Annotated in this window: 21 protein-coding genes; 12 read left to right on the forward strand and 9 right to left on the reverse strand. The window is 73.9% G+C overall.

The annotated features are described in order from the left end of the window. The first annotated feature begins 2 nt into the window (after positions 1-2). Together KPL60_RS01215 and KPL60_RS01220 are read left to right on the forward strand one after the other, a co-directional pair. Complete coding sequence (locus KPL60_RS01215; RefSeq protein WP_226354964.1) at positions 3-251, forward strand: hypothetical protein; 249 nt, start codon at positions 3-5, stop codon at positions 249-251. A 44-nt stretch (positions 252-295) separates the two neighbouring features. Beyond that, entirely contained in the window at positions 296-1,378 is a 1,083-nt protein-coding gene (locus KPL60_RS01220; protein ID WP_226354963.1) for a gamma-glutamylcyclotransferase family protein, read from the forward strand. Between the two features lie 58 nt (positions 1,379-1,436). On the opposite strand, the gene KPL60_RS01225 is transcribed toward KPL60_RS01220, so the two are convergent. Continuing rightward, entirely contained in the window at positions 1,437-2,762 is a 1,326-nt protein-coding gene (locus KPL60_RS01225; RefSeq protein ID WP_226364614.1) for an MFS transporter, read from the reverse strand. A gap of 226 nt (positions 2,763-2,988) precedes the next feature. Between KPL60_RS01225 and KPL60_RS01230 the strand changes: the two genes are divergently transcribed. Together KPL60_RS01230 and KPL60_RS01235 are read left to right on the forward strand one after the other, a co-directional pair. Then, positions 2,989-3,900, forward strand: a complete 912-nt coding sequence (locus KPL60_RS01230; protein ID WP_226364615.1) for an ABC transporter ATP-binding protein — start codon at positions 2,989-2,991, stop codon at positions 3,898-3,900. Further along, entirely contained in the window at positions 3,897-5,069 is a 1,173-nt protein-coding gene (locus tag KPL60_RS01235) for an ABC transporter permease (RefSeq protein WP_226364616.1), read from the forward strand. The genes KPL60_RS01230 and KPL60_RS01235 overlap by 4 nt, the downstream gene beginning before the upstream one ends. Here KPL60_RS01235 and KPL60_RS01240 read toward each other — a convergent pair. The 5 genes from KPL60_RS01240 to pdxH all read right to left on the reverse strand — a co-directional run bounded on the left by KPL60_RS01240 (position 5,050) and on the right by pdxH (position 11,467). Then, on the reverse strand, positions 5,050-6,441 hold the full coding sequence (locus tag KPL60_RS01240; protein WP_226364617.1) for a deoxyribodipyrimidine photo-lyase: 1,392 nt from the start codon (positions 6,439-6,441) through the stop codon (positions 5,050-5,052). The genes KPL60_RS01235 and KPL60_RS01240 overlap by 20 nt on opposite strands. Before the next feature lie 107 nt (positions 6,442-6,548). Next, positions 6,549-7,859 (reverse strand): citrate synthase, encoded by a 1,311-nt coding sequence (locus tag KPL60_RS01245; protein ID WP_062399893.1) that lies wholly within the window; start codon positions 7,857-7,859, stop codon positions 6,549-6,551. 89 nt (positions 7,860-7,948) lie between these two features. Next, entirely contained in the window at positions 7,949-9,346 is a 1,398-nt protein-coding gene (locus KPL60_RS01250) for an MFS transporter (protein WP_226364618.1), read from the reverse strand. 217 nt (positions 9,347-9,563) lie between these two features. After that, positions 9,564-10,718: an IS701 family transposase gene (locus KPL60_RS01255; protein ID WP_374228582.1), complete on the reverse strand. Its 1,155-nt coding sequence runs from the start codon at positions 10,716-10,718 to the stop codon at positions 9,564-9,566. 95 nt (positions 10,719-10,813) lie between these two features. Continuing rightward, complete coding sequence (gene pdxH, locus KPL60_RS01260) at positions 10,814-11,467, reverse strand: pyridoxamine 5'-phosphate oxidase (protein WP_226354957.1); 654 nt, start codon at positions 11,465-11,467, stop codon at positions 10,814-10,816. Positions 11,468-11,666: 199 nt separating this feature from the next. On the opposite strand from pdxH, the gene KPL60_RS01265 reads away from it, so the two are divergent. Beyond that, the gene (locus KPL60_RS01265) at positions 11,667-12,806 is read left to right on the forward strand and encodes a citrate synthase 2 (RefSeq protein WP_226354956.1); all 1,140 of its coding nucleotides are present in this window, start codon (positions 11,667-11,669) and stop codon (positions 12,804-12,806) included. Positions 12,807-12,842: 36 nt separating this feature from the next. Here the strand turns inward: KPL60_RS01265 and KPL60_RS01270 are convergent, their stop codons facing one another. Together KPL60_RS01270 and KPL60_RS01275 are read right to left on the reverse strand one after the other, a co-directional pair. Next, positions 12,843-13,760: a hypothetical protein gene (locus KPL60_RS01270; protein ID WP_226354955.1), complete on the reverse strand. Its 918-nt coding sequence runs from the start codon at positions 13,758-13,760 to the stop codon at positions 12,843-12,845. A gap of 87 nt (positions 13,761-13,847) precedes the next feature. Continuing rightward, on the reverse strand, positions 13,848-15,134 hold the full coding sequence (locus KPL60_RS01275) for an MFS transporter (RefSeq protein WP_226354954.1): 1,287 nt from the start codon (positions 15,132-15,134) through the stop codon (positions 13,848-13,850). 70 nt (positions 15,135-15,204) lie between these two features. Between KPL60_RS01275 and KPL60_RS01280 the strand changes: the two genes are divergently transcribed. The 4 genes from KPL60_RS01280 to sepH all read left to right on the forward strand — a co-directional run bounded on the left by KPL60_RS01280 (position 15,205) and on the right by sepH (position 20,192). Further along, positions 15,205-16,164, forward strand: coding sequence for a GlxA family transcriptional regulator (locus KPL60_RS01280; RefSeq protein ID WP_226364619.1), 960 nt, complete (start codon positions 15,205-15,207; stop codon positions 16,162-16,164). 63 nt (positions 16,165-16,227) lie between these two features. Beyond that, entirely contained in the window at positions 16,228-17,361 is a 1,134-nt protein-coding gene (serC, locus tag KPL60_RS01285) for a phosphoserine transaminase (RefSeq protein WP_226354952.1), read from the forward strand. A 233-nt stretch (positions 17,362-17,594) separates the two neighbouring features. Further along, positions 17,595-17,801: a hypothetical protein gene (locus KPL60_RS01290; protein ID WP_226364620.1), complete on the forward strand. Its 207-nt coding sequence runs from the start codon at positions 17,595-17,597 to the stop codon at positions 17,799-17,801. Positions 17,802-18,269: 468 nt separating this feature from the next. Next, positions 18,270-20,192: a septation protein SepH gene (sepH, locus tag KPL60_RS33415; RefSeq protein ID WP_255655117.1), complete on the forward strand. Its 1,923-nt coding sequence runs from the start codon at positions 18,270-18,272 to the stop codon at positions 20,190-20,192. 84 nt (positions 20,193-20,276) lie between these two features. Here the strand turns inward: sepH and KPL60_RS01300 are convergent, their stop codons facing one another. Beyond that, positions 20,277-21,086 (reverse strand): RNA methyltransferase, encoded by an 810-nt coding sequence (locus KPL60_RS01300; RefSeq protein WP_226354950.1) that lies wholly within the window; start codon positions 21,084-21,086, stop codon positions 20,277-20,279. 167 nt (positions 21,087-21,253) lie between these two features. On the opposite strand from KPL60_RS01300, the gene KPL60_RS01305 reads away from it, so the two are divergent. The 3 genes from KPL60_RS01305 (at position 21,254) to KPL60_RS01315 (ending at position 24,828) form a co-directional block, all read left to right on the forward strand. Continuing rightward, positions 21,254-22,741 (forward strand): glutamate--cysteine ligase, encoded by a 1,488-nt coding sequence (locus tag KPL60_RS01305; RefSeq protein WP_073577871.1) that lies wholly within the window; start codon positions 21,254-21,256, stop codon positions 22,739-22,741. Positions 22,742-22,885: 144 nt separating this feature from the next. Continuing rightward, positions 22,886-24,316, forward strand: a complete 1,431-nt coding sequence (locus KPL60_RS01310; RefSeq protein WP_226364621.1) for a hypothetical protein — start codon at positions 22,886-22,888, stop codon at positions 24,314-24,316. Beyond that, the gene (locus tag KPL60_RS01315) at positions 24,313-24,828 is read left to right on the forward strand and encodes a hypothetical protein (RefSeq protein WP_226364622.1); all 516 of its coding nucleotides are present in this window, start codon (positions 24,313-24,315) and stop codon (positions 24,826-24,828) included. The genes KPL60_RS01310 and KPL60_RS01315 overlap by 4 nt, the downstream gene beginning before the upstream one ends. Positions 24,829-24,830: the final 2 nt, after the last annotated feature.

A 24,830-nucleotide genomic window follows, 5' to 3' on the forward strand; every position in this document is an offset into this window, starting at 1 on the left:
GGGTGACCGCCCGCCGCCGGCTCGTCCGGGCCCTGAGCTTCCCCGACGGCACCCCGGCGCCCCTGCTCGGGCTGATCGGCATCAGCAGCTCGCTGGTCGGGGTGTTCTTCGTGCCCCTCCTGCTGCCGGAGCCGACGCCGCTGTGGGTGCGCGCGGCGCTGTCCGCCCTGGTCGTGTTCGCGCTGATCGTGCTGACCGCGGCGCTGCTGCGCCGGGCCGTGGCGCGGGGCAGGCAGCGGCGCGCCCCCTGACCGGGCCTCGCCGCGCCCCGAGTGTTGATCTACGGTGCGTGCGCATGGATGCGTGGCCGGACTCGGCGTTCCCGGCGGACCCCTACCCCGGGGCCCGGCCCGACGGGTCGTTCCTGCACGTCGACGGCCGGTCGCACCCGCTGACCGCCGACCCCGCGACGCCCTCCGGGTGGCGGGTCGGCGGGGAGTGCCTGGACACGGCGCTGGCCCGGCACGGGGCCCCGCCGTCGGCCGCGCGCGTCCCGCTGCTGGCCTACGGCTCGAACGCCTGCCCGTCGAAGATCTCCTGGATGCGCGGGGAGCGCGGGCTGACCGGTCCGGTCGTCGTGCTGCGGGTCCGGACCGAGAGCCTGGCCGCGGTGTGGTCGGCCGGGCGCCGGGTGGTCGACGACCAGCGCCCCGCGACGCTCGCGGCCGTGCCCGGCGTGGCCGAGGAGCACGCGGTCTGGCTGGCGGCCCCGGAGCAGTTCGCCGCGCTCGACACCGTCGAGGGCCGCGACGCCGACCCGCCGCGCTACCGCCTGGCCCGGGTCGCGACCGGACGGGTCACGCTCGTCGACGCCGTCGGGGAGCTCGACCGGCCGTGGGCCTATCTCGCCCCGGAGGTCCCCACCGGCGACGCGCGCACCGACCGGCGCCCGCTGCACGTCGACGGGGCACCCGTCCGCTGCGCCGACCTCGACCAGGCCGGGGCCGTCGCGCTCACCGGTGCCCCCGGCCCGGACGGTCTGGACGCGTCGACCGTCGACGGGGTGCCGGTGCCGGAGCAGTGGCCGTCGCGGGTGTTCGTCTACGGCACCCTCATGCCCGGCCGGCGGGCCTTCGGGATGCTGCGCGGGCACGCCGCCGACGTGCTGCCCCAGCCGGTGGTGCTGCCGACCGGCGGGGTCGCCGACACCGGCCTCGGATACCCCGCGCTGACCCTCGACACCGGCGACGGGGTGCCCGGCTGGGTCGTCGAGCTGGCCGATCCGGTGACCGCGCTGGCCGCGCTCGACGCCTACGAGGGCCCGGAGTACACGCGGTCCCGGGTGGTCCTCGACGACGGCACCGTGTGCTGGGCCTGGGTGTGGACGGCCGCGCGGGACGGGCACGTGCCGCTGCCGGACGGGTGGCCGGTCCCCTGAGACGCCGACCGGGCCCGCCCCCGACGGGGACGGGCCCGCTGCGGACCGGTGGTGCGGCTCAGGAGCCGGTCTTCGCGGCCTGCCGTGCGCGGTGCTCGGCGAGCCCCGGGACCTCGCGGCCGGCGATCGACACGCCCTTCGTCTCGATGACGAAGTAGAGCGCGATCATGCCGACCACGCAGGCGCCCATCATGTAGTAGGCCGGGAACAGGACGTCGCCGGTGCCCTCGATGGCCGCCTCGTTGATCAGCGGCGCGGTGCCGCCGAACGCCGCCGTCGCCACGTTGTAGGAGATCGCCATGCCGGCGAACCGGACGTGGGTCGGGAACATCGCCGGGAACGTCGCGGAGATCGTCCCGAGCTGCAGCAGGTAGATCAGGCCGAGCACGGTGAACCCGAGGATCGCCAGTGGCAGGCTCTGCGCCATCAGCATGTACATCGGGATCGCCAGCACGAAGATGCCGACCAGTGAGATCCACCAGCACGGTTTGCGGCCGATCCGGTCCGACAGCGCACCGGCGAACGGGATCAGCAGCATCATCACGACCTGGCCGACCACGGCGACGGTGTCGGCGCTCGCCGAGTCCATCGACAGCGTCGTCTGCAGGTAGGTCGGCATGTAGGTCAGCAGCGTGTAGTTGATGACGTTCAGCGCGATGACCAGGCCGAACAGCGCCAGGATCGGCTGCCAGTAGCGGACGATGAGGTCCTTGAGCGCACCGGTCGCGGCGGACTCGGACTCGCCGGCGGCCTCCAGGTCGCGGAACACCGGGGTGTCCTCGAGCTTGGTCCGGATGTAGAGACCGATCATCGCCAGCGGCAGGGCGATCATGAACGGGATGCGCCAGCCGTAGTCGAGCATGGCCTGCTCGCCGATCGCGGTCTCCAGGCCGAAGACGACCAGCACCGCGAGCGTGAAGCCGGCCAGGGTGCCGAACTCCAGGAAGCTGCCCCAGAACCCGCGCTTGCGGTCCGGCGCGTACTCCGCCATGAACGTGGCGGCGCCGCCGTACTCACCGCCGGTCGAGAAGCCCTGGATGATCCGCAGCAGGAACAGCAGCGCCGGGGCGGCCCAGCCGATCGTCTCGTAGGACGGGATGACACCGATCAGGAACGTCGCGACACCCATCAGGATGATCGTCATCGACAGGACCTTCTGCCTGCCGATGCGGTCACCGAGCGGGCCCCACACGAAGCCGCCGAGCGGTCGCAGGACGAACGAGATCGCGAAGCCGAGCAGCGTTCCGAGGTAGCCCAGTTCGCCCGGGAAGAACGCGTTCGTCAGTTCGACGGTCAGGTAGGCGTAGATGCCGTAGTCGAACCATTCCGTCGCGTTTCCGATCGCCGACGCGGCGACCGCCCTCCGCAGTACGGAGGGCTCCACTTCGTTCTCGCCACTCTGTTGACCAGCACCTGCCGGAACCGATGACATTCGAGGACCCCCCACTCACGCAATGCGTAAACCGCTACCGGAAGCGCATTTCGTTACACGATCGACATATCCAGCACCATTGCGGTGTGCGGAGCTTACAGAGCGGAAAGGGGGGCTGCCACCCACGCGCGGTGATCGATACCGGTGCGCGACACCCGCCCCGTGTAGCGTCGCCCGGGTGCTGGCGATCGACGGCCTCGCCAAGCGGTTCGGCCCCGCCACCGCCCTCGACGGGGTGAGCTTCACGGTCGGCGCGGGCGAGGTGTTCGGCTTCGTCGGCGGCAACGGGGCGGGCAAGACGACGACGATGCGGATCGTGCTCGGCGTCCTCGACGCCGACGCCGGCGCGGTCACCTGGAGGGGCGCCCCGCTCGGTCCCGCGGAACGCCGCCGGATCGGCTACCTGCCCGAGGAGCGCGGTCTGTACCCGCGGATGCGGGTCGCCGAGCAGCTCGTCTACCTGGCCCGGCTGCACGGGCTGTCCCGGTCGGCCGCGCTCGCCGCCACCGAGACCTGGACCGCCCGGGTCGGGCTCGCCGACCGCCGCGGCGACGAGGTGCAGAAGCTGTCGCTGGGCAACCAGCAGCGGGTGCAGCTGTGCGCCGCGCTGGTGCACGACCCCGACCTGCTGGTGCTCGACGAGCCCTTCTCCGGGCTGGACCCGGCGGCCGTCGACACCCTGGGGGCGGTGCTGCGCGAGCGCGCCGCGGCCGGGGTGCCGGTGGTGTTCTCCTCCCACCAGCTGGAGCTGGTGGAGCGGCTGTGCGACCGGGTCGGCATCATCTCGGCGGGCCGGATGGTCGCGGTCGGGACGGTCGACGGGCTGCGCGCCGGGGCCGCTGACCGCTACGACGTCACCGGCCCGCCGCCCGGCTGGGCCGACGCCCTCGCCGGGGTGCGGGTCGTCGGGACCGAGGACGACCGCACCCGGGTCGAGCTGGCGCCGGGCACCGACGACCAGGCGCTGCTCGCCGCGGCGCTGGCCGCCGGGCCGGTGCACGCGTTCGGGCCGTACCGGCCGCCGCTGACCGAGCTGTACCGCGACGCCGTGCGCGACCGCGCCGTCCCGGCGACCGAGGGTGCCCGATGAGGACGGTGCTGCTCGTCGCGCGGCGGGAGATCACCACGCAGCTGCGGTCGCGGACGTTCGTCGTCGGGATCCTGCTGATGCTGCTGGTGTTCGGCGGCTACGGCGCTGTGATCGTGTTCGCCGGGTCGCAGAGCTCGTCGTCGTCGCTGGTGCTCGACGGGCCGGCCCGCGAGCTGCGCGGCGAGCTGCAGGGCACCGCGGACCGGCTGGGCACCGCGCTGCGGCTGACCGAGGCCGGGAACCGGGACACCGCCGAGTCGATGGTCCGCACCGGCGAGGCCGACGCGATGCTCACCGGGGCGCCGGGGACCTACCAGCTCGTGGGCCTCGACGACGTCGCCCCGGGGCTGCGGTCGCTGGTCGCCGACGTCGTCGAGCAGCAGGCCGTGCGCGAGTCGCTGCTCGCCGCCGGCGCCGACCCCGAGCAGGTCAGCGCGCTGTCCGGGGTGGGGGTGCGCACCCTCGAACCGGTCGACACCGAGCTCGGGCAGCGGATCGGCACCGCGTTCGTGGTGACGTTCCTGCTGTTCTTCTCGGTCACCGCCTACGGCGCGGCCGTCGCGCAGGGGGTGGTCGAGGAGAAGGCCGGGCGCGTGGTCGAGCTGCTGCTCGCGACCATCCCGGCGCGGCAACTGCTCGCGGGCAAGGTGCTCGGGCTCGGCCTGGTCGGGCTGCTGCAGCTGCTGATCCTCGGCGGTGTGGGCGCGGCCGTCGCGGTGGGCACCGGCGCGCTGGCCGTCCCGGCACTGCTGCTGCCGACGCTGGTGTCGGCGCTGGCCTGGTACCTGGTCGGGTTCTTCCTGTTCGCGACGCTCTACGCGGCGGCGGGCGCGCTGGTGTCCCGCCAGGAGGAGCTCCAGTCGGTGACCGCGCCGATCGCCGTCGTGCTGCTCGTGCCGTTCCTGCTCGCCGTCGCCGTGCTGCCCGTGGACCCGCGCAACCCCGTCACGACGGTGCTGTCGTTCGTGCCGTACCTGTCGCAGACGCTCATGCCGGCCCGCACCGCGCTGGGGGTGACCGCGTGGTGGGAGCCGGTCGTCGCGTTCGTGCTGGCGCTGCTCGCGCTGGCCGGGATGGTGGTGCTCGCGGCGCGGGTCTACCGCAACTCGGTGCTGCGCACCGGGGCGCGGGTCCGCTGGCGGGACGCGCTCAGGACCGGGCGGCCTTGACCTGGTCGTAGCGGGCGAGCGCGTCCTGCCGCTCGGCCTTGTGGTCGACCATCGGCTCCGGATAGCCCTCCGGGATGCCGTCGCGCAGCTTCCACGGCTGGTGCACGGCCTTCCCCTCGACGTCGGCGAGCTCGGGCACCCAGCGACGCACGTAGTCCCCGTCGGGGTCGAACCGCTGGCCCTGGGTGATCGGGTTGAAGACCCGGAAGTACGGCGACGCGTCCGTCCCCGACCCGGCCGTCCACTGCCAGCCGTGCTGGTTGGAGGCCAGGTCGCCGTCGACGAGCAGCGACATGAAGTGCCGCGCGCCGCGCCACCACGGGATGTGCAGGTCCTTGACCAGGAACGACGCGACGATCATCCGCACCCGGTTGTGCATCCACGCCTCGCCGCGCAGCTGGCGCATCCCGGCGTCGACGATCGGGAAGCCCGTCCGGCCCTCGCACCAGCGCTCGAAGTCGGCGTCGGCGGCCTTCCCGGTGCGCAGCGGCAGGTGGTCGAAGGCGGTGTCGTAGTTGCCGCGCGCGGAGTCCGGGCGCCGGTGGAGCACGTCGGCGTAGAACTCCCGCCAGGCGATCTCGGTGCGGTAGGCCTTCACCGAGTCGCCCTTGCGCTGCGCCAGGTCCGCGAGCAGCGTGCGCGGGTGGACGCAGCCGTACTTCAGGTACGGCGACATGCCCGAGGTGCCGCGCTCGGCCGGCAGGTCGCGGACGGACTCGTAGTCCTCGACGCCCGCGTCGAGGAACTCCGCCCAGCGGGCCAGCGCCGCGGACTCCCCCGCCTCGGGCAGCTCGGCCTCGACCGCGCCGTCGTCGGGGATCGCGACGGCCCGCGGGCCACCGTCCTTGTCGGACGGGTCCATCCAGGTGCAGGTTCCGGCGTCGGTCTCGGCGGGGGCGCGCCAGCCGTGGTCGGCCCAGGCGCGGCTGAACGGGGTGAACACCTTGAACGACCCGCCGGTGCCCTTCTCCACCCGGCCGGGCGCCACGGCGTAGGGCGAGCCGGTGCGGACGAGCTCGACGTCGTCCTCGGCGAGCGCCTTCTCGACCTGCTCGTCGCGCTCGCGGCCGTAGGGGCCGTAGTCCGCGGCGACGTGCACGGTCTGCGCACCGACGGCCTTCGCGATCCGCGGGACGACGTCGGCCGGGTCGCCCTTCACGACGAGGAGCTTCCCGCCGAGTGCCTCGTCGAGCGCGCGCAGGCAGCCGAACAGGAAGTTCGTGCGGGCCGTACCGGAAGGGGTCAACAGGGCCGGGTCCAGCACGAACAGCGCGAGCGCGCGGTCGGCGGCGTCGGCGGCGGCGAGGAACGTGGGCTGGTCGGCGACCCGGAGGTCGCGCCGGAACCAGACGACGGCAGTGCTGGGCGCCATGCCGGTCGACGCTAGCGGCGCCACCGCCGGCCCGCCCGTCGACGGACGCGCGACGGCCCCGCCGGGGAGTCCGGCGGGGCCGTGCGTACAGCGGCGGTGCTACGGGGTCAGCGCTGGCCGACCGGGACGTAGAGGCGCTCCGCGGAGCCGGTGTAGAGCTGGCGCGGACGCCCGATCTTGTTCTGCGGGTCGTTCATCATCTCGCGCCAGTGCGCGATCCAGCCCGGGAGCCGGCCGAGCGCGAAGAGCACGGTGAACATCTTCACCGGGAAGCCCATCGCCCGGTAGATGACGCCGGTGTAGAAGTCGACGTTCGGGTAGAGCTTGCGCTCGACGAAGTAGTCGTCGGCCAGCGCCTTCTCCTCGAGCGTCATGGCGATGTCGAGCAGCGGGTCGTTGACGCCGAGCTTCTTGAGGATCGTCTCGGCCTGCTCCTTGACGATCTTCGCGCGCGGGTCGTAGTTCTTGTAGACCCGGTGCCCGAAGCCCATCAGCTTCGCGCCCTGCTCCTTGTTCTTGACCCGGTTCACGAAGTCGTCGACGTTGCCGCCCTCGACGTCCTTGATGCGGGTCAGCATCTCCAGGACCGCCTGGTTGGCGCCGCCGTGCAGCGGGCCGAACAGCGCGTTGATGCCGGCGGAGATGGAGGCGAACAGGTTCGCCTGGCTGGAGCCGACCAGCCGCACCGTCGAGGTGGAGCAGTTCTGCTCGTGGTCGGCGTGCAGGATCAGCAGGGTGTCGAGCGCGCGGACCATGTCCGGGTCCAGCTCGTAGGGCTCGGCGGGGAACCCGAAGGTCATCCGCAGGAAGTTCTCGACGAGGCCGAGGGAGTTGTCCGGGTACAGGAACGGCTGCCCGACGGACTTCTTGTACGCGTAGGCGGCGATCGTGAAGACCTTCGCCATGAGCCGCACGGTGGAGAGCTCGACGGCCTCCTCGTCGTGCGGGTCCAGCGAGTCCTGGTAGAAGGTCGACAGCGCGCTGACCGCCGACGACAGCACCGGCATCGGGTGCGCGTCCCGCGGGAAGCCCTCGAAGAAGCGCTTCAGGTCCTCGTGCAGCAGGGTGTGCCGGCTGATCCGGTTGGTGAAGGCGTCGAGCTGCTGCTGGCTCGGCAGCTCGCCGTAGATCAGCAGGTAGCTGACCTCGAGGAACGTGGAGTTCCCGGCCAGCTGGTCGATCGGGTATCCGCGGTAACGGAGGATGCCGGCGTCACCGTCGATGTAGGTGATCGCCGAGGAGCAGGCCGCGGTGCTGGTGAAGCCCGGGTCGAAGGTGACCAGGCCGGTCTTGCCGAGCAGCTTGCTGACGTCGACGGCCTGCGACCCCTCCGTCGGGGTGTGCACCGCGGTCTCGAACTCGCCGCCCGAATACCGGAGTACGGCGGTGTCGGACTTGGCGGCGGTCTCGTCGGACATGTGGAGGTTCCCTCTCACAGCGGGGATCAATCGGGTCTCGGACACACGCTAGCCCGCCGGGCGGAATCCGCAGAACGCGGCGACGATTCTCACGCTCCGCCACCGGGCGCGCGATACCGGAGGAACTCCGGGAACCGCCACACGCACAGCAGGACACCGACGACCACGGCGGCGCCGCCGAGCGTCGCGGTGACACCGGGCCCGATCAGCGAGGCCGCCGAGCCGTGCCACATGTCGGCCAGCCGGGGCCCGCCCGCGACGACGACGATGAACACGCCCTGCATCCGGCCGCGCATCTCGTCGGTGGCGACGGTCTGCAGCATCGAGGACCGGTACACCGAGCTGACCAGGTCACCGGCACCGGCGACGGCCAGCGCGAGCACCGCGAGGAACAGCGACCCGGTCAGGCCGAACACCAGGATCCCGCCGCCCCAGACGCACACCGCGACCACGACCGCGACGCCCTGGCGCTGCACCTTCTGCAGCCAGCCCGACAGCACGCCGCCGGCGACCATCCCGATCGGGATCGCGGCGAACAGCAGGCCCTGCTGGATGCCGCCGTCGGCCGACCCGCCGAAGGTGTCCACCGCCATCTGCGGGAACAGCACCCGGGGCATGCCCAGGCCCATCGCGATCACGTCGACCAGGAACGAGACGAGCAGGATGCGCTGCGTCCCGACGTAGCGGAAGCCGTCGACGACCGAGCGCAGCCCCACCTTGGGGCGGGCGCCGTCCACCCGTTGCGCGGAGCTGGGCAGCGCGGGCAGCCGCCAGGTCGCCCACAGCGTCGCCAGCAGGAAGATCGCGTCGATCAGGTAGAGCGTCGACAGCCCGATGAACGGGATCAGCACCCCGGCCAGCAGCGGCCCGAGCACCGCGCCGACCTGCACGACGGTCATGTTCAGCGCGTTCGCCGCGGGCAGCTGCTCGGCGGGCAGCAGCCGCGGGATGACCGCGCTGCGGGTGGGCTGGTTCATCGCGAGCATCGCCGACTGGAACGCGAACAGCACCAGCACGACCCACACGTTGCCGGCGCCGCTGGCCGACACCACCCACAGCGCCAGCGAGCTCAGCGCGATGCCCGACCCGGTGAACAGCAGCATCACCCGCCGGTCCACCGCGTCGGCGACCGCGCCGCCCCACAGCCCGAACACCACCAGCGGGACCAGGCCGAACAGCCCGGTGAGGCCGACGTAGGCCGAGGAGCCGGTCAGCTGGAAGATCTGGATCGGCACGGCGACGACCGACAGCTGCGCGCCGATCACCGTCACGATCCCGGCCACCCACAGCCGCCGGTAGGCGGGCGTGCGCAGCGGGGGGGTGGTGTCGGCGAAGGTCGACCGCAGCAGGCCGGTGACCCGACCGGCGCGGGTCCGGGTGGTCGGGCCGTCGCCCGCCGCGGACGGGACCGGCCGGGTCGGGGAGTCCCGTTCCGCGCCGGGCACGGGTTCGGTCGGCCCGTCCCCCGGATCGTTGCGACTGCTCACGACGTCAAGGTGTACACGGGACCCCCGACGGTGCGCCTCCGGGTTCCCTCCTAGTACTACAGTCGCGTTTATGGGTTGTGGCTGCGGTGTTGGTAGTGGTGCTGTTGGGCGGTGTGTTGGTGTCTTCGTCGCCAGCGTGAGCGGCGCAGCACGTGGCCGGGGTCGGCGATCGTGTCCAGTGCGAGGGTGGCGATGAGGTGGCGGATCTCGGGCAGGCTCAGCGCGATGAGCTCGCCGCTGTCGGCGTGGAGAGCCCCCTTTTTGACCGTGTCACGGTGAGGAAGGCGTGCGCGAGCATGGAGAGAGTGATGTGCCGGTACCAGCCGGTGTATTGCCGGACTTGGTAATGATCGAGGCCGGTCTGGCCTTTCGCGGTCTGGAAGGTCTCCTCGATCGCCCACCGCGCGCCGGCGACCCGGGCCAGCTCGCTGAGCGCGACTCGCTTGGGCGTGTGGCAGAGGTAGTACGCCAGCTCTGAGGGGGCAGTCAGGCTGCGGCGGGCCAGCAGCCAGTACTCGGCGTCGGGATCGCGTTCCCCGTTGATCCGCGCCCGCGCCCACGCGTAGCGACGGTCGCCCTTCGATCCGGCGCCGGCTGACCTGCTGCGCCACGCGGTGGCCGGCAGTCCTGCGATGAGCGCGTCGGCCCGGTACTCGCTCCCGATGATCGACGAGGTGGTCTTGGCGATCACGCGCTGGTTGGAGGGGATCGCGAGCACGTAGCTCATCTGACGGTCTTCGAGGCTCTTGCGGAGCCGGTAGTGCTGTCCGTAGACGGCATCGCCGGTCACCCACGACGCCGGAACCCCGCCGTCGATCGCGCGGGCGATCATCTCGACCGCCAGCTCGGGCTTGGTGCGGAACTCACGATCAGCAGGGATCCCCGCACGGTCACATCGGGGGCGATCCTCGGTCCACGCCTTCGGCAGATACAGCTCCCCGTCCAGGAACGTCCGCCCATGCGGCGTCGCATAGGTCAGGAACACACCGACCTGCGCGTTCTCAATCCGACCCGCCGTGCCGGTGTATTGCCGCGCGACACCCGCCGACCGGTCTCCCTTCTTCAGGAACCCGGTCTCGTCGACGACGAGGATCCCAGCCCGGTCGCCCAGGTGCGCAACGACATACGTGCGCAGATCGTCCCGCACTGCATCGGGATCCCAGTCCGTCGTCGACAGCAGCCGCTGCATCGGATCCGGCACCGGCTGACCGGCCTGCTCGGAGATCGTCCACGAGTTCTTCCGCTCCCGCTCCGAGAGCAGCCCCCGCACATACGCGACCGCGTTCGCCCGCGGCTCCGAACGCGCGAACCGCGACCCAATCAACCGCGCGATCTCGTCCAGACCCGCCGCCCACTCCCGCACATCCGCCACACCAATATCGTCACCCACCGCCAAGGGTTAACACAGTCACGAACACCAGAACCGGAAACACACCGATCACCCTCAACATAAACGCGACTGTAGTATTAGGGGGCGAGCCTGCGGACCGACCAGGCGTCGTCGCGGCCGACCTCGAAACGCAGCCGGTCGTGCATGCGGTCGGCGCGGCCCTGCCAGAACTCGACCTGCCACGGCACGATCCGCCAGCCGCCCCAGTGCGGCGGCCGCGGAATGTCGGTGACGCCGTCGAACCGGCGGGTCACCCCGGCCAGCGCCTGGTCGAGGACGGTGCGCCCGGCGACGATCGTCGACTGCGCCGACGCCCACGCCCCCAGCTGCGACCCGCGCGGGCGCAGCGCCCAGTAGGCGTCGGACTGGGCGTCGGAGCAGCGCTCCACCCGGCCGGAGAGCTGCACCTGCCGCTGGAGGTCGTACCAGGGGAAGGTCACCGAGGCGACGCGCGTGCGGTTCAGGTCGTGGCTCTTGGCCGAGGTGTAGTTCGTGTAGAAGACGATCCCGCCGGCGTCGAGGCCCTTGCACAGGACGGTGCGCGACGACGGCAGCCCGTCCGGGTCCGACGTCGCCAGCACCATCGCGTTCGGCTCGGTCAGCCCGGCCTCACGGGCCTGCTCCAGCCACGCGGTGAGCTGCTCGTGCCAGGTCGGAGCCAGGTCGTCGACGTCGAGCGGGCGGCTCGAGTAGTCCGTCCGCATCCTCTCGAGGGCGGGCGCGTCGGTCATCGGTTCCCCTTCCGAGCAGGTACAGCGACCCCGACCGTAAGGGGGACGGCCCCGCGTGTGCACCCGCCGTTCGGTGCGGTCGACCCGGTCGTTCACGCACGGGTGTCCGGTTCGTGATCGACGACACCGGCCGGTCACGTTGCCCCGGCAACCCGTTCGGAGCAGGGTGACGGCGTCCACCAGAGCCGAAGGAGACCCGGTGACCGAGACGCTCGCGCACGAGGTGCCCCCGCCCCCGCCCGGCTTCAAGTCCGGTCTGGAGGGCCACGTCGCGTTCCGCACCGAGATCGCCGAGCCCGACAAGGACGGCGGGTCGCTGCGCTACCGCGGCGTCGACCTGGAGGACCTCGCCGGCACCGTGACCTTCGGCGACGTCTGGGCGCTGCTGGTCGACGGCCGGTTCGGGCAGAGCCTGCCGCCGGCGGAGCCGTTCCCGATCCCGGTGCACACCGGTGACGTCCGCGTCGACGTGCAGGCGGCGCTGGCCATGCTCGCCCCGTACTGGGGCTACCGCCCGCTGCTCGACATCGACGACACCGAGGCCCGCGACAACCTGGCCCGCGCCTCGGTGATGGCGCTGTCCTACGTCGCGCAGTCCGCGCGCGGGATCGGCGTCGCCGCGGTGCCGCAGTCGCGCATCGACGAGTGCTCGACGATCACCGAGCGCTTCATGACCCGCTGGCGCGGCGAGCCCGACCCGCGCCACGTCGCCGCCGTCGACGCCTACTGGGTGTCCGCCGCCGAGCACGGCATGAACGCCTCCACCTTCACCGCCCGGGTGATCGCCTCCACCGGCGCCGACGCCGCTGCGTCGCTGTCCGGCGCGATCGGCGCCATGTCCGGCCCGCTGCACGGCGGCGCCCCCGCCCGGGTGCTCCCGATGATCGACGAGGTCGAGCGCACCGGCGACGCCGAGGCGCTGGTCAAGGGCCTGCTGGACCGCAAGGAGAAGCTCATGGGCTTCGGGCACCGGGTCTACCGGGCCGAGGACCCGCGGGCCCGCGTGCTGCGCCGCACCTGCCAGGAGCTCAACGCCCCGCGCTACGAGGTGGCCGCCGAGCTGGAGCGGACCGCGCTCGCCGTGCTGCGCGAGCGGCGCCCGGACCGGCCGATCGAGACCAACGTCGAGTTCTGGGCGGCGGTGATCCTCGACTTCGCCGAGGTCCCGCCGCACATGATGCCCGCGATGTTCACCTCGGCCCGGACCGCGGGCTGGTCGGCGCACGTGATGGAGCAGAAGCGCGAGGGCAAGCTCGTGCGTCCGAGCGCGCAGTACATCGGCCCGGGCCCGCGCCGTCCGCAGGAGGTCGAGGGCTGGGACTCGGTCGTCGCCCGCTGACCGGGCCCCGCGCCCGTCCGTCCTACCGGGGCCCGCTCAGGAGAGGGGGCCGGTGACCCGCGCGACGGCGTCCCCGCCGTCGTGGCGGAGCCACCGGTCCTGGTGGAGCAGGCCGTAGACGCCCTGGCCCAGGGCCGTGCCGGGGACGGCGACCACCAGGATCGCCCCGACGAACACCGCGATGGCGGCGGTCTCGAAGCCGGCCACCACTAGTCCGACGGCGCCCAGCCCCGCGACGGCGCCGGCCACGATCCCGACCAGGAGCATCACCAGGACCAGCAGCAGCAGGACGCCGAAACAGCGCCACCAAGCGCCTCGGACCAGCTCGACCGACCGCCACAGCGCGTCGACGGCGGCGCGCCGCTCCCGGACGACGGCCGGGAGGGTCAGTGCCAGCAGCACGGTCACCCAGAGCACGGCGAGGTAGGCGGCGATCGCGATCAGCGCCCCCACCGCGGCAGCCACGCCGCCCGCCCGCCACAGCGGCAACGACACGGCCCACACCAGCGCCGTCGGCACGAGACCGATCGCCGTGAGGATCAGCTGCGCCCCGTACGCGGCGCCGAGCCGGTCGCGACCGGCCGCCCACGCCGAACGCAGCGTGGGCCGCTGTCCGATCACCGACAGGTGCAGGCCCGCCAGCAGCAGCACCGCGAACGGCGGAGTCACCAGGGCCCCCAGCAGTGCGACCAGCAGGGCGCTGCCCATGGACCCCGCGAACGCCTCCACCAGGTCGAGGGTCGGGGGCGGCGCGGGCTCGACGAGCATCAGCAGGCCCTGGACCCCGAGCACGACCACCATCAGCACGAGGGCCGGCACCAGCGTGAGGACGGGGCGGCGGCGCACGTAGCGCCAGGCCCCGCCGAGGATCTCGCCGGCGTCGAGCGGTCGCAGCGGCACGATGCCGGGCTGCGGCGGCCCGGGCTCCCCCGGGCCGGGGTGATTCTCGGTCACGGTCGTCCCCTCTGTTCGCCCGGTTCGTGTCCTATCGGACATCGGGGACCCCCGGGCGGGATCGGGACGATCGTGAGCCGATGGTGATCAGCCGGCGGGCAGCGGCGCGGGGACCCGCCGGCGCCGGATCGCCAGCGACAGCCCGGCCGCGACGACGCAGAGGACGGCGCCGCCGTACCAGGCAGCGTCGTAGCTGCCCAGCGCGTCGCGGACCAGCCCCGCGACGAGTGCGGCGAACGCCGCCCCGATCTGGTGCGAGGCGAAGATCCAGCCGAACACCACCGCCGAGCGGGCGCCGAACGCCTCGCGGGCCAGCGCCATAGTCGGCGGGACGGTCGCGACCCAGTCCAGGCCGTAGAACACGACGAACGCGAGCATGCTGGCGTTGAGGTCGGTCCCGAACAGCGGCGGGAGCAGGAACAGCGACAGCCCGCGCAGCGCGTAGTAGGCGCCCAGCAGGAGCCGCGGGTCGACACGGTCGGTCAGCCAGCCGGAGAAGATCGTCCCGAGCAGGTCGAAGATGCCGACCAGGGCGAGCAGGGAGGCCGCCGTCGTCGCGGGCATGCCGTGGTCGTGCGCGGCCGGGACGAAGTGGGACTGGACCAGCCCGGCCGTCGTCGCGCCGCAGATGAAGAACCCGCCGACGAGCAGCCAGAACGTGCCGGTGCGCGAGGCGTCGGCCAGGGCCCGCAGCGCCAGCCGCGCGGCACCCGTGCGCTGCGGCGGGACGACGTCGGCCTCGGTGCCGCCGTAGGGAAGGACCCCGGCGTCGGCGGGGCGGTCCTTCAGGAACAGCAGCACGACCGGCACCACGGCCAGCGCCGCGCCCGCGGTGATCAGCGCCGCGGGCCGCCACCCGCCCGACTCGACGACGGCCGCGACCAGGGGCAGGAACACCAGCTGCCCGGTGGCGGTGGCGGCGGTGAGGATGCCGGAGACCAGGCCGCGGCGGGCGACGAACCAGCGGTTCACCACGGTCGCGACCAGCGCCATCGCCATCGACCCGGTGCCCAGCCCGACGACGACGCCCCACAGCAGCACCAGCTGCCAGACCGCCGTCATGAACACGGTCGTGCCCGCGCCGACCGCCACCATGACCAGTGCGGTCGCGACCACGCGGCGCACGCCGAAGCGCTCCATCAGCGCCGCCGCGAACGGCGCGGTCACCCCGAACAGGGCGAGGTTCACAGCCAGCGCGAAGGAGATGGACCCGATGCCCCAGCCGAACTCGGCGTGCAGGGGCTCGACCAGCACCCCGGGTGTGGACCGGAACCCGGCCGCGCCGAGCAGCGCGAGGAACGTCGCGGCCGCGGCCCACCAGGCCGGGTGCACCCGGCGTCGTTGCGTGGCCGATGTCGTCGGCGCCGTCGTCATGGGCTCATGGTGCGGGGTCCCTGCGTCGCGCAACAGTGGCCGTCGAGACGACATGTGCAAGAATTCGGCCATGCACCGGGTGGGGGTCCTCGCCGTCGACGGGGTGATCGCGTTCGAGCTGGCGATCCCCGAGCGGATCCTGGGCACCACGACTACCCCCGACGGCACCCCCCTCTACGACGTGCGGGTCGCCTCGGTCGACGGCAGCCCGGTCCGCACGAGCGCCGGCTACCGGGTGCTGCCCGAGCACGGGCTCGACGCCCTGGAGCGCGCCGGGACGCTGGTCGTCCCGGCGATCCGGGGCTCCGGCGTCGGCGACGAGGCGGCGCTCGCGGTGGTGCGCCGGGCCGTGGCGCGCGGGGCGCGCGTCGTCGGGATCTGCACCGGCGCCTTCACCCTCGCCGCCGCCGGGGTGCTCGACGGCCGTCGCGCCACCACGCACTGGGCCCACGCCGGGCGCATGCGACGGATGTTCCCGCAGGTCGAGGTGGATCCGGACGTGCTGTTCGTCGACGACGGCGACATCCTCACCTCGGCGGGCGTCGCCGCGGGCATCGACCTCTGCCTGCACCTGGTGCGCCGCGACCACGGCGCCGGGATCGCCGCGGCGACGGCCCGTCGCAACGTCGTCGCGCCGTGGCGGGAGGGCGGGCAGGCGCAGTTCGTGGAGTCCCACGTCCCCGACCCCGGCGGCGGCCCCGACACCCGCGCCGTGCGCGAGTGGGCGTTGCAGCACCTCGACCGGCCGCTCGCCGTCGAGGAGCTGGCGGAACGGGCGTCGATGAGCGTGCGGACCTTCACCCGCCGCTTCCGCGCCGAGACCGGCACCAGCCCGGGGCGCTGGCTGTCCGCGCGTCGCCTCGACCTCGTGCGACGCCTGCTGGAGACCACCGACCTCCCCGTCGAGCAGGTCGCGGCCCGCTCCGGCTTCGGCACCACCGCCGCGCTGCGTCAGCGACTGCACGCCGACATCGGGATGGCCCCGCTCGCCTACCGGCGCTCGCATCGCGCCCCCGCCGTCACCCGGTGACGCCGGCGGGTGGCGCGCAGCACTCGTCGCACGTCACGCCGGTCCGGCTGCGACACTGGTGGGGTGACCTCCCCTGCCGATCTGAAGATCCCCGGCGATCTCCTTCCGCAGGACGGCCGCTTCGGATGCGGCCCGTCCAAGGTGCGCCCCGAGCAGCTGTCCGCCCTCGCCGCGACCGGCGACTCCCTGATGGGCACCTCGCACCGGCAGAAGCCGGTGAAGGAGCTCGTCGGACGGGTGCGGTCCGGACTGGCCGAGCTGTTCTCCCTGCCCGACGGCTACGAGGTCGTCCTCGGCAACGGCGGCTCCACCGCGTTCTGGGACGCGGCCGCGTTCGGCCTGGTCCGTGAGCGCTCGCTGCACCTGACCTACGGCGAGTTCTCCCAGAAGTTCGCCGACACCACCACCGGCGCCCCGTTCCTGGCCGACCCGGTGATCGTCAAGGCCGATCCGGGCAGCGCGCCGGAGCCGGTGAGCGACCCGTCGGTCGACGTCATCGCGTGGGCGCACAACGAGACCTCCACCGGCGTCGCGGTGCCCGTCAACCGGCCCGCGGGCACCACCGACGACCAGCTCGTGCTGATCGACGCCACCTCCGGCGCCGGCGGGCTGCCGGTCGACATCACCCAGTCCGACGTCTACTACTTCGCCCCGCAGAAGGGCTTCGCCTCCGACGGCGGCCTGTTCCTCGCGATCATGAGCCCGAAGGCCCTGGAGCGGGTCGCCGAGCTGGCCGCGTCGGACCGCTGGATCCCGCCGTTCCTGTCGCTGGCCACCGCCGTCGACAACTCCGGCAAGGACCAGACCTACAACACACCGTCGCTGGCGACGCTGTTCCTGCTCGAGGACCAGGTCCGCTGGATGAACGCGCTGGGCGGGCTCGACGGCTGCGTCGCGCGCACCCGCGACTCCTCCGACCGGCTCTACACCTGGGCCGACAAGAGCAGCTTCGCGACGCCGTTCGTCACCGACCCGGCGCACCGCAGCCTGGTGGTCGGCACGATCGACTTCGATGACGCCGTCGACGCCGCCGCGGTGGCGAAGGCGTTACGCGCGAACGGGATCGTGGACACCGAGCCGTACCGGAAGCTGGGCCGCAACCAGCTGCGGATCGGGATGTTCCCGGCCGTGGAGCCGTCGGACGTCTCGGCGCTGACCGCGTGCGTCGACTGGGTCGTGGAGCGACTGGGCTCCTGACCCCACCTCTTCCCGGGTGAACGAGGACCGTCCACCGAGGTGGGTCGACCGGCTGCGGTCGGCCCGCCCGGCGGTGGTCCTCGCCGCGGCGGTCGTGTTCGTCGGCACCCCGACCGTCCTGACCGTCGTCACCGGGGTGCCGCTCCCGGACACGCCCCGGCCGCTCTCCTGCTCCTCGCCGTCGCGCCCGGTGACGCGGACCCGGCCTCGAGCGGATCACCTTCCTCCTCGCCGTGGTCGGCGGCATCGTTCTCGCCTGCTCGGCCCGGGCCGACGCGTCGTTCGTGGCGTCCGAGGATCTTCTCGACGTGCCGGTGCTCCTGACGTTCGCGGGCGGACCGGCCGCCGTCGCCACCCGGATGATCCGGCTCGGCGCCGCCGTCGAGCCGGTGCCCGACCCGGCCGCGGTCCGAGCGGGCGGGGATCACCCGCGCCGATGAGGAACGACCGCGCCGGCAGGGGCAACGGGCGGCGGGCAGCGGGCGCCGATGGGCGCATCGGCCGGTGATCCACATGGCGCGCGCAGTTCCGTCGTTCGCGCGCGTCCGGACGCGCGCGGGCCGCGGATCACCGCGCGGACTGCGGATCACCGGGCGGGCGATACGTCCCGGACGTCCTGTTCCGCGTCGGGGTGGCCACGACACCGGGCACACCGGGTTGCGTCGCCGCGCGGCGTCGTTGCGTGATCGATAGCAACTCGTTGTAGTCACACACGTATCACTCGCCCCAATTCCCTCGCGAGTCACACGTTGTGCGACGCTGCGCACGGTGAGTGAGAACGGCTCGGCGGTCCCCCGAGCGAGTAGGTGTTGTCGACCAGGCAGAACTCGCCCGGCGCGCCTCACCCGGCACGGACCCCTCGCCATCTACCGTCACCCGGACGGGGACGACAGCAGGAGGTCAGGTCGATGCGCGCGTTGCGGGTCGTGGGGGTGACCGGGGACGGCTCGGTCGTCCTCGAGGACCCGGGGCGTCGCGAGCGCTACACGGTGCCGGCCGACGAGCAGCTGCGGGCCGCGGCACGGGGTGACGTGACCCGGCTCGGCCAGATCGCGATCGAGTTGGAGAGCCAGTTGCGCCCACGGGAGATCCAGGCCCGAATCCGGGGTGGCGCGTCGGTCGACGAGGTCGCAGCCGCGGCCGGTGTCCCGACCCAGAAGATCGAACGCTTCGCCTATCCCGTCCTGCTCGAACGGTCGCGGACCGCCGAGCTGGCCCAGGGTGCCCACCCGCAGCGCGCCGACGGGCCCGACTCGCGCACGCTCGGTGAGACCGTCGCGCACACCTTCGGCCTGCGTGGACAGGACTACGGCGGGGCCGGCTGGGACTCCTGGAAGGGCGAGGACGGCAAGTGGGTCGTCGTCCTGACCTGGCAGACCGGCCGCTCGGACAACGCCGCGCACTGGGCGTTCCAGCCCGGCGCGCACGGCGGCACCGTCGTCGCGCTGGACGAGCACGCCTCCGACCTCGTCGAGGGTCTGCCCGCACGTCCGCTGCGTCCGCTCGGCGCGGTGGTCGACATGGCCCGCGACGAGGACCACACCCCCCAGGCTCCGACGACCGCCGCTCCGGCGCGCGCCGTCGCGGCCGCCGGTGGGCAGCAGCCCGAGGCCTGGGCCGGGCGCGGGATCGCGCCCGAGCAGCGTCGGGCGAGCCCCCCGCCGCCCCGGACCCGCGTCGAGACACCCGGTCGCACCGTCGGCGCCCGCCCGGACGACACCCGGGCCCCGGCCGCCGCGGCGCCCGTGGTCCCCCAGCGCGTCGAGCAGGTCGAGGACGCCGGGTCGTCCGCTGTGGCCGACGCCTCGCAGGCCGACTCCGCGAACATCGACTCCGCGAAGGCCGACTCCGCGGACACCGACGGCACGGTTGCCTCGACCGCCACTGCGGATGCTCCCGGCGCCGACACGACCGCGGCGGCCGGCACGGGTACGGGCACGACCGGCGCAGCCCCGAGCGGCTCCGCCTCGACCGGCACCTCGTCGACCAGCCCCTCGTCGACCGACACTTCGTCGAACGGCACCTCCTCGAACGGCACCTCGTCGAACGGCTCGGCCCCGGCCGCCGCGGCCTCCGCCGGCACCGGCTCGGACGCACCCGCCACGGGCTCGACCGGCCGGGAGTCGACCGGCTCGGACGCCGCCGACACGGCCCCGGTGTCGGCGGGCTCCGGCTCCGCCACCCCGATCCGGACCGGCACGAACGCGGCCGACACGGACGCGGCAGGCTCGGACGCGGCAGGCTCGACCGTCCCGACCCCGGCTGCCACGGCCGCGGGCGTCGCGACCGCGACCGGTGCGGGTACGTCCGCCACGGACTCCGGGTCCGCGGGCGACGCGACGACACCGGCCGCCTCGTCGGCGACGACCTCGTCGGAAGCGGCCACGGCCACCTCCGCGTCGGACGCCGCCGCACCGACCACTACGGACCCGACGACCCCGGGCCCGACCACGGCGGCACCGGCCCCGGCGCCGGACAGCGCGACCGCCGCACCGACCACCGCGGCACCGTCCACCCCGGCGGCCGCGGGCACCGCCGCGGGCTCCACGAGCACCTCTGCCGACCACGGCGAGGTCTCCCCCACCGCGGAGGGCGACGCCCCCGGCGAGCGGACCGACGCCCCCACCGGGGCCGCCGCGACCACCACCGGGGCACCGGCCACGTCGTCGTCGAACGGCTCGGAGCAGGAGACGGACCCCGCTCCGGCACAGGACACCGAGAGCGCGGCCCCGCGCCGCCCCTCCACCGCCGGATCACGGCGGACGAAGAAGGGCAAGCCGGTCATGCCGTCGTGGGACGAGGTCCTGCTCGGCGTCCGCGGCCAGCGCTGACACGGTCCCGCACGGGTTCCGGTCTCCCGTACCGGATCCGGTCCCGTGTGGGAGCACGGATCCGGTGTGGGACCGCGCCCGCGGTCAGCCCCCGCCGGTGACGGCGTGGAAGGCGACGGCGGCGGCCGTCGCGACGTTGAGCGAGTCCACGCCGCTCGCCATCGGGATCCGGACCCGGCGGTCGGCGGCGGCCAGGGCCTCGTCGGTGAGGCCGGGACCCTCCGCACCCAGCAGCAGGGCGACCTTCCGGCCGCCCAGGCCCGCCGTGGCGAGGGGCTCGGCGTCGGCGGAGGGGGTGAGGGCGGCGACGGTGAACCCCGCCTCCCGCAGCCGGTCCAGCGAGGCGGGCCACGCGCCGTCGAGGGTCGTGAACGGGACCCGCAGCACGTGCCCCATCGAGACGCGGACGCTGCGCCGGTACAGCGGGTCCGAGCAGCCGGGGCCGAGCAGGATCGCGTCGACGCCGAGGGCGGCGGCGTTGCGGAACAACGACCCCAGGTTCTCGTGGTCCCCCACCCCCTCGCAGACGGCCAGCGTGCGGGCGCGGGCCAGGACGTCGTCGAGGGACGGCGCGGGAGCCCGGTCGGCGACGGCGAGCACCCCCCGGTTCAGGTGGAACCCGACCGCTCGGGCCATGGTGTCGGCGTCGGTCGCGTAGGCCGGCACGTCGACGCCGGCGAGGTCGTCGGAGAGCTCGTCGAGGCGCCGTGGGACCCCCAGCAGGGAGCGCACCGGATACGGCGAGTCGAGCAGCCGGCGCACGACGACGACACCCTCCGCGATCACCAGCCCGCGCCCACCGGGCCGATCGGGGCGCCGATCGGCTGTCGTGAGGTCGCGGTAGTCGTCGATTCGGGGGTCGTCGGGGTGCTCGACCGTGGTGAGTATGGCCACGACGCCCGATCGTCCCACGTCACTGACCGCTCGCCGCGTCTGGTCGCCCGGTCAGCCGGTACCGCCCGGTCCGGCGATATGACACGGTGTAGTGCCGCCTCCTTCGGCACGGTCCTCCGCCGTGTGAGTGAGAAGGCGCTCCCCGTTCGATGGAGGTCGGTTCGCGCATGGGTCAGGTGGTCGACCGGACGACGTTCAGCCGGCGCGACCGCCAGCGGTACCGGATCAAGGTGCAGCGCTGTCTGGACACTCTCGGTGACCTGCTCAGCAGCTACCCGTTCTCCGACACGGAGCCGATGACCGGCGTCGAGATCGAGTTCAACCTGGTGGATCCGGAGCTGGCGCCGTCGCTCAACGGGAGCGACGTGTTGGACACGATCAACTCGGGCGAGTGGCAGACCGAGCTCGGCCGCTGGAACCTCGAGCTGAACCTGCCGCCCCGGCCGCTGCCCGGCGACCAGTGGCGCCAGCTGGAGCACGAGCTGCTCGATCTGCTCGCGGGCGCCGGGGCGAAGGCCGGTGACCTGCGCACCCAGCTCGTCATGATCGGGATCCTGCCGACGCTGGACCCGGGACACATGACCGCCGAGGCGATCTCCCCCGAGGACCGCTACGAGGCGCTCAACGACCAGATGCTCAACGCCCGGGGCGAGCCGATCCGGATCGACATCGCCGGCTGCTCGCCCGAGGAGCGGGTCAACGCCGACTTCGACACGATCATCCCCGAAGCGGCCTGCACGTCGATGCAGCTGCACCTGCAGGTGTCCCCCGCGAACTTCGGGCGCTACTGGAACGCCGCGCAGTGCCTGGCCGGTGTCCAGCTGGGGCTCGGTTCGAACTCGCCGTTCCTGCTCGGGTCGCAGCTGTGGTCGGAGACCCGGATCCCGCTGTTCGAGCAGTCCTGCGACGTCCGGACCCCCGAGTTCCACAACCAGGGGGTACGGCCGCGGGTCTGGTTCGGCGAGCGCTGGATCGACTCGGTGCTGGACCTGTTCTCCGAGAACGCCCGCTACTTCCCGGCGCTGATGCCGCTGACGTCCGATGTGGACCCGGCGACGCAGATGCGCGACAAGGGCTTCCCGGACCTGCCCGAGCTGACCCTGCACAACGGCACGATCTGGCGCTGGAACCGGCCGATCTACGACAGTACGGGCGACACCCCGCACGTCCGGCTCGAGAACCGGGTGCTCCCCGCGGGGCCGACGACCGTCGACATGGTCGCCAACGCGCTGTTCTTCTACGGCCTGCTGCGCACCCTGGTCGAGGCCGACCAGCAGCTGTGGCGGTCTGTGTCGTTCGAGGCGGCGCGGGAGAACTTCCAGACGGCGGCCAAGCACGGCATGCACGCTCCCCTGTACTGGCCCGGCACCGGCTGGGTGCTCCCCGACGAGCTCGCCCTGCGCAAGCTGCTCCCCCTGGCCCACGAGGGTCTCGCCCGCTGGGGCGTCTCCGGCGCGGTCTGCGACCGGTACCTGACGGTGCTGGAGCGGCGCTGCGTCACGCGTCAGACCGGGTCGTCGTGGCAGATCGACACCGTCGCCGCGCTGGAGGCACGGGGCGCGGACCGGATGAGCGCGCTGCGCGGCATGCTCGAGCGCTACCTGGCGCACTCGACCGCCAACCAGCCCGTCCACACCTGGGAGATCCCCGGCTGATCGGCTTCGCCATTGCGAAGCATTCTCCGCGACCGGGCCCGCTCACCGCCCTCACGTTCCTACCGTCCCCCTCCGCACACCCGCCCCGGGTGCGCGTACGGGACGGAGGGACATGTCCATCCAGCACCACCCCGACCGGCGTCGATGACCCGGGCGACGACGATGTCCCCGTTCCGGCTGTTCGGCCGCACCGCCCGCGACGAGCGCCCCCTCGACGACGGCCCCGACCCATGGCTCGACGACCCGGCCCCCGCCCCGGCTCCGCGGCCCGCCGCGCCCCGGGCCCGGGAGGCCGCCCCGGCTCCGTCGACCGGCGGGACGCCCGCGGCTCCGGTGGCGGAGGGCCCCGCGACCGCGGCGGCGCGACCGGCTGTCTGGACGCCGCGGCGGCCGCCGCAGGAGCCGGTCGCCGAGCCGGAGCCGGTGACCGATCCCTTCGGCTTCCCGCCGGTGCCGCCGGCCGGGCCGCCCCCTGCCGTCGCACCGGTCCCCGCCACCGCTCCCGTCTCCGACGAGGTGGCCGCGGCCTGGGCGGCGTGGGCGCCTGCCGCGACGACGCCGGTCGACGGCACGCAGGGCAGCGCGGATCCCGGTGTTCCGCCGTCCGTGCCCGACACCGCGGCCGCTACGTCCGGTCCGGCACCCGCCGACCCGGGCTCGGCAGCACAGTCCGGACCGGCGACGCCCGCTGTTCCCTCCGGCCCGGCGTCCTCGGGATCGGCGGCCACCACGCCGGCGCTGTCCGGCCCGGCGCTGTCCGGCCCGGCGCTGTCCAGCCCGGCACCGTCCGGTCGCGGGGGGCCGGCCGACCGGGCATCCGGGTCGCCCGCTCCGGGACGCGCGGCCGCTGAGCCGGTCGCCGTGCCCGCCGCGGTTCCGGGGCTCCCCGACCCCGGCGCCGCGGAGGCCGCACCGGGCACGGTGGGGGCCGGGACGCCCGGCCCGGTCGTGACCGATCACGGTCCGGCCTCCCGCTCCGCCGGAGCACCGGTCGGGGCCACCCCCGGCCCCGTCGATCCGACGCATGTCCCACCACGACCGGACCACCATCACCCCGAGGTACGGCCCGCCGGGACCGCCCCCTCGCCGCTCGTCGACCCCGCCGAGGCGTCCGCGCTGGCCGGGGCCTTCGCCGCGGACCTGCTGTCCTGGGACGAGGACGACGTCGCCCGCCGCGGCCGCGTCCTCGCCGCTTACCTGCCCACGACCGTGGCCGACGGGCTGCTCGGCTGGACCGGGACCGGACGCCAGCGGGCCGACCTCGTGCTGCCGGGCCGCGTCCGCACCGACGGCGACCGCGCCGTCGTCGACGTCCGGGTGCGGGTCGTGCCCTACCGCCGCGTCGACGCCCGCGGGACGGCCGCGCCGGAACCCGAACCCGACGACCCGATCGGGGCGCCCGCCGGTGCCCCGGCCCCGGCCGCGCGCGGCTGGCGCGGGCTGGCCGCGCGGTGGGTCCGGCTGGAGGTGGGCGTGGTCCTCAGCGGCGACGGGCTCGTCGTCGACGCGGGGCCCGCGACCGAGCCGGCCCGGCGGCCGTCGCCGGTCGACCTCGCCCGGGGCGGTGCGCGGTGAGCGGGCGGATCCCGGTCGTCGGAGGTCTGGCCGGCGGGGTCGGGACGACGACCGTCGCCCGGGCCCTGCACGGCCGTGACCTGGGGCGGGTGTGCGGGCCGGACCTGCTGCCCGACGTCGTCGTCACCCGGGACACCGCGGCCGGGCTGGCCGCCGCCGCCCTCGTCGCCCCGGCACCCGGGCCGGGGGCTCCGGTCCTCGTCCTGCACCCCGGCACCGCCGACCCCGACGGCATCGACGCCGACGCCGTGGGTCCCGGCTGGGCGGCCGTCGTCGCGCTGCCCGCGGTGCCGGGCTGGGCCCGCTCGGCCGACCCGTGGTCGGACGCGGCCGGGGTGCTCACCCGGCCCGGGCCCTCGGCCGCGGTCCGCCGCTACGCCGACGCGATCGGCCGGATCGTCACCGCGCTGACGACGTCCGGCCGGCTCGACCGGCCGCTCACCCCGGCCGGCGTCGGTGGGCTGCGACCCATGCGCGGGGTGCTGGCCGTCCCGACCGGGCCGGTCCGGTGAGC

The organism is Pseudonocardia sp. ICBG162 (genome assembly GCF_020496225.1).
Lineage (GTDB): Bacteria > Actinomycetota > Actinomycetes > Mycobacteriales > Pseudonocardiaceae > Pseudonocardia > Pseudonocardia alni.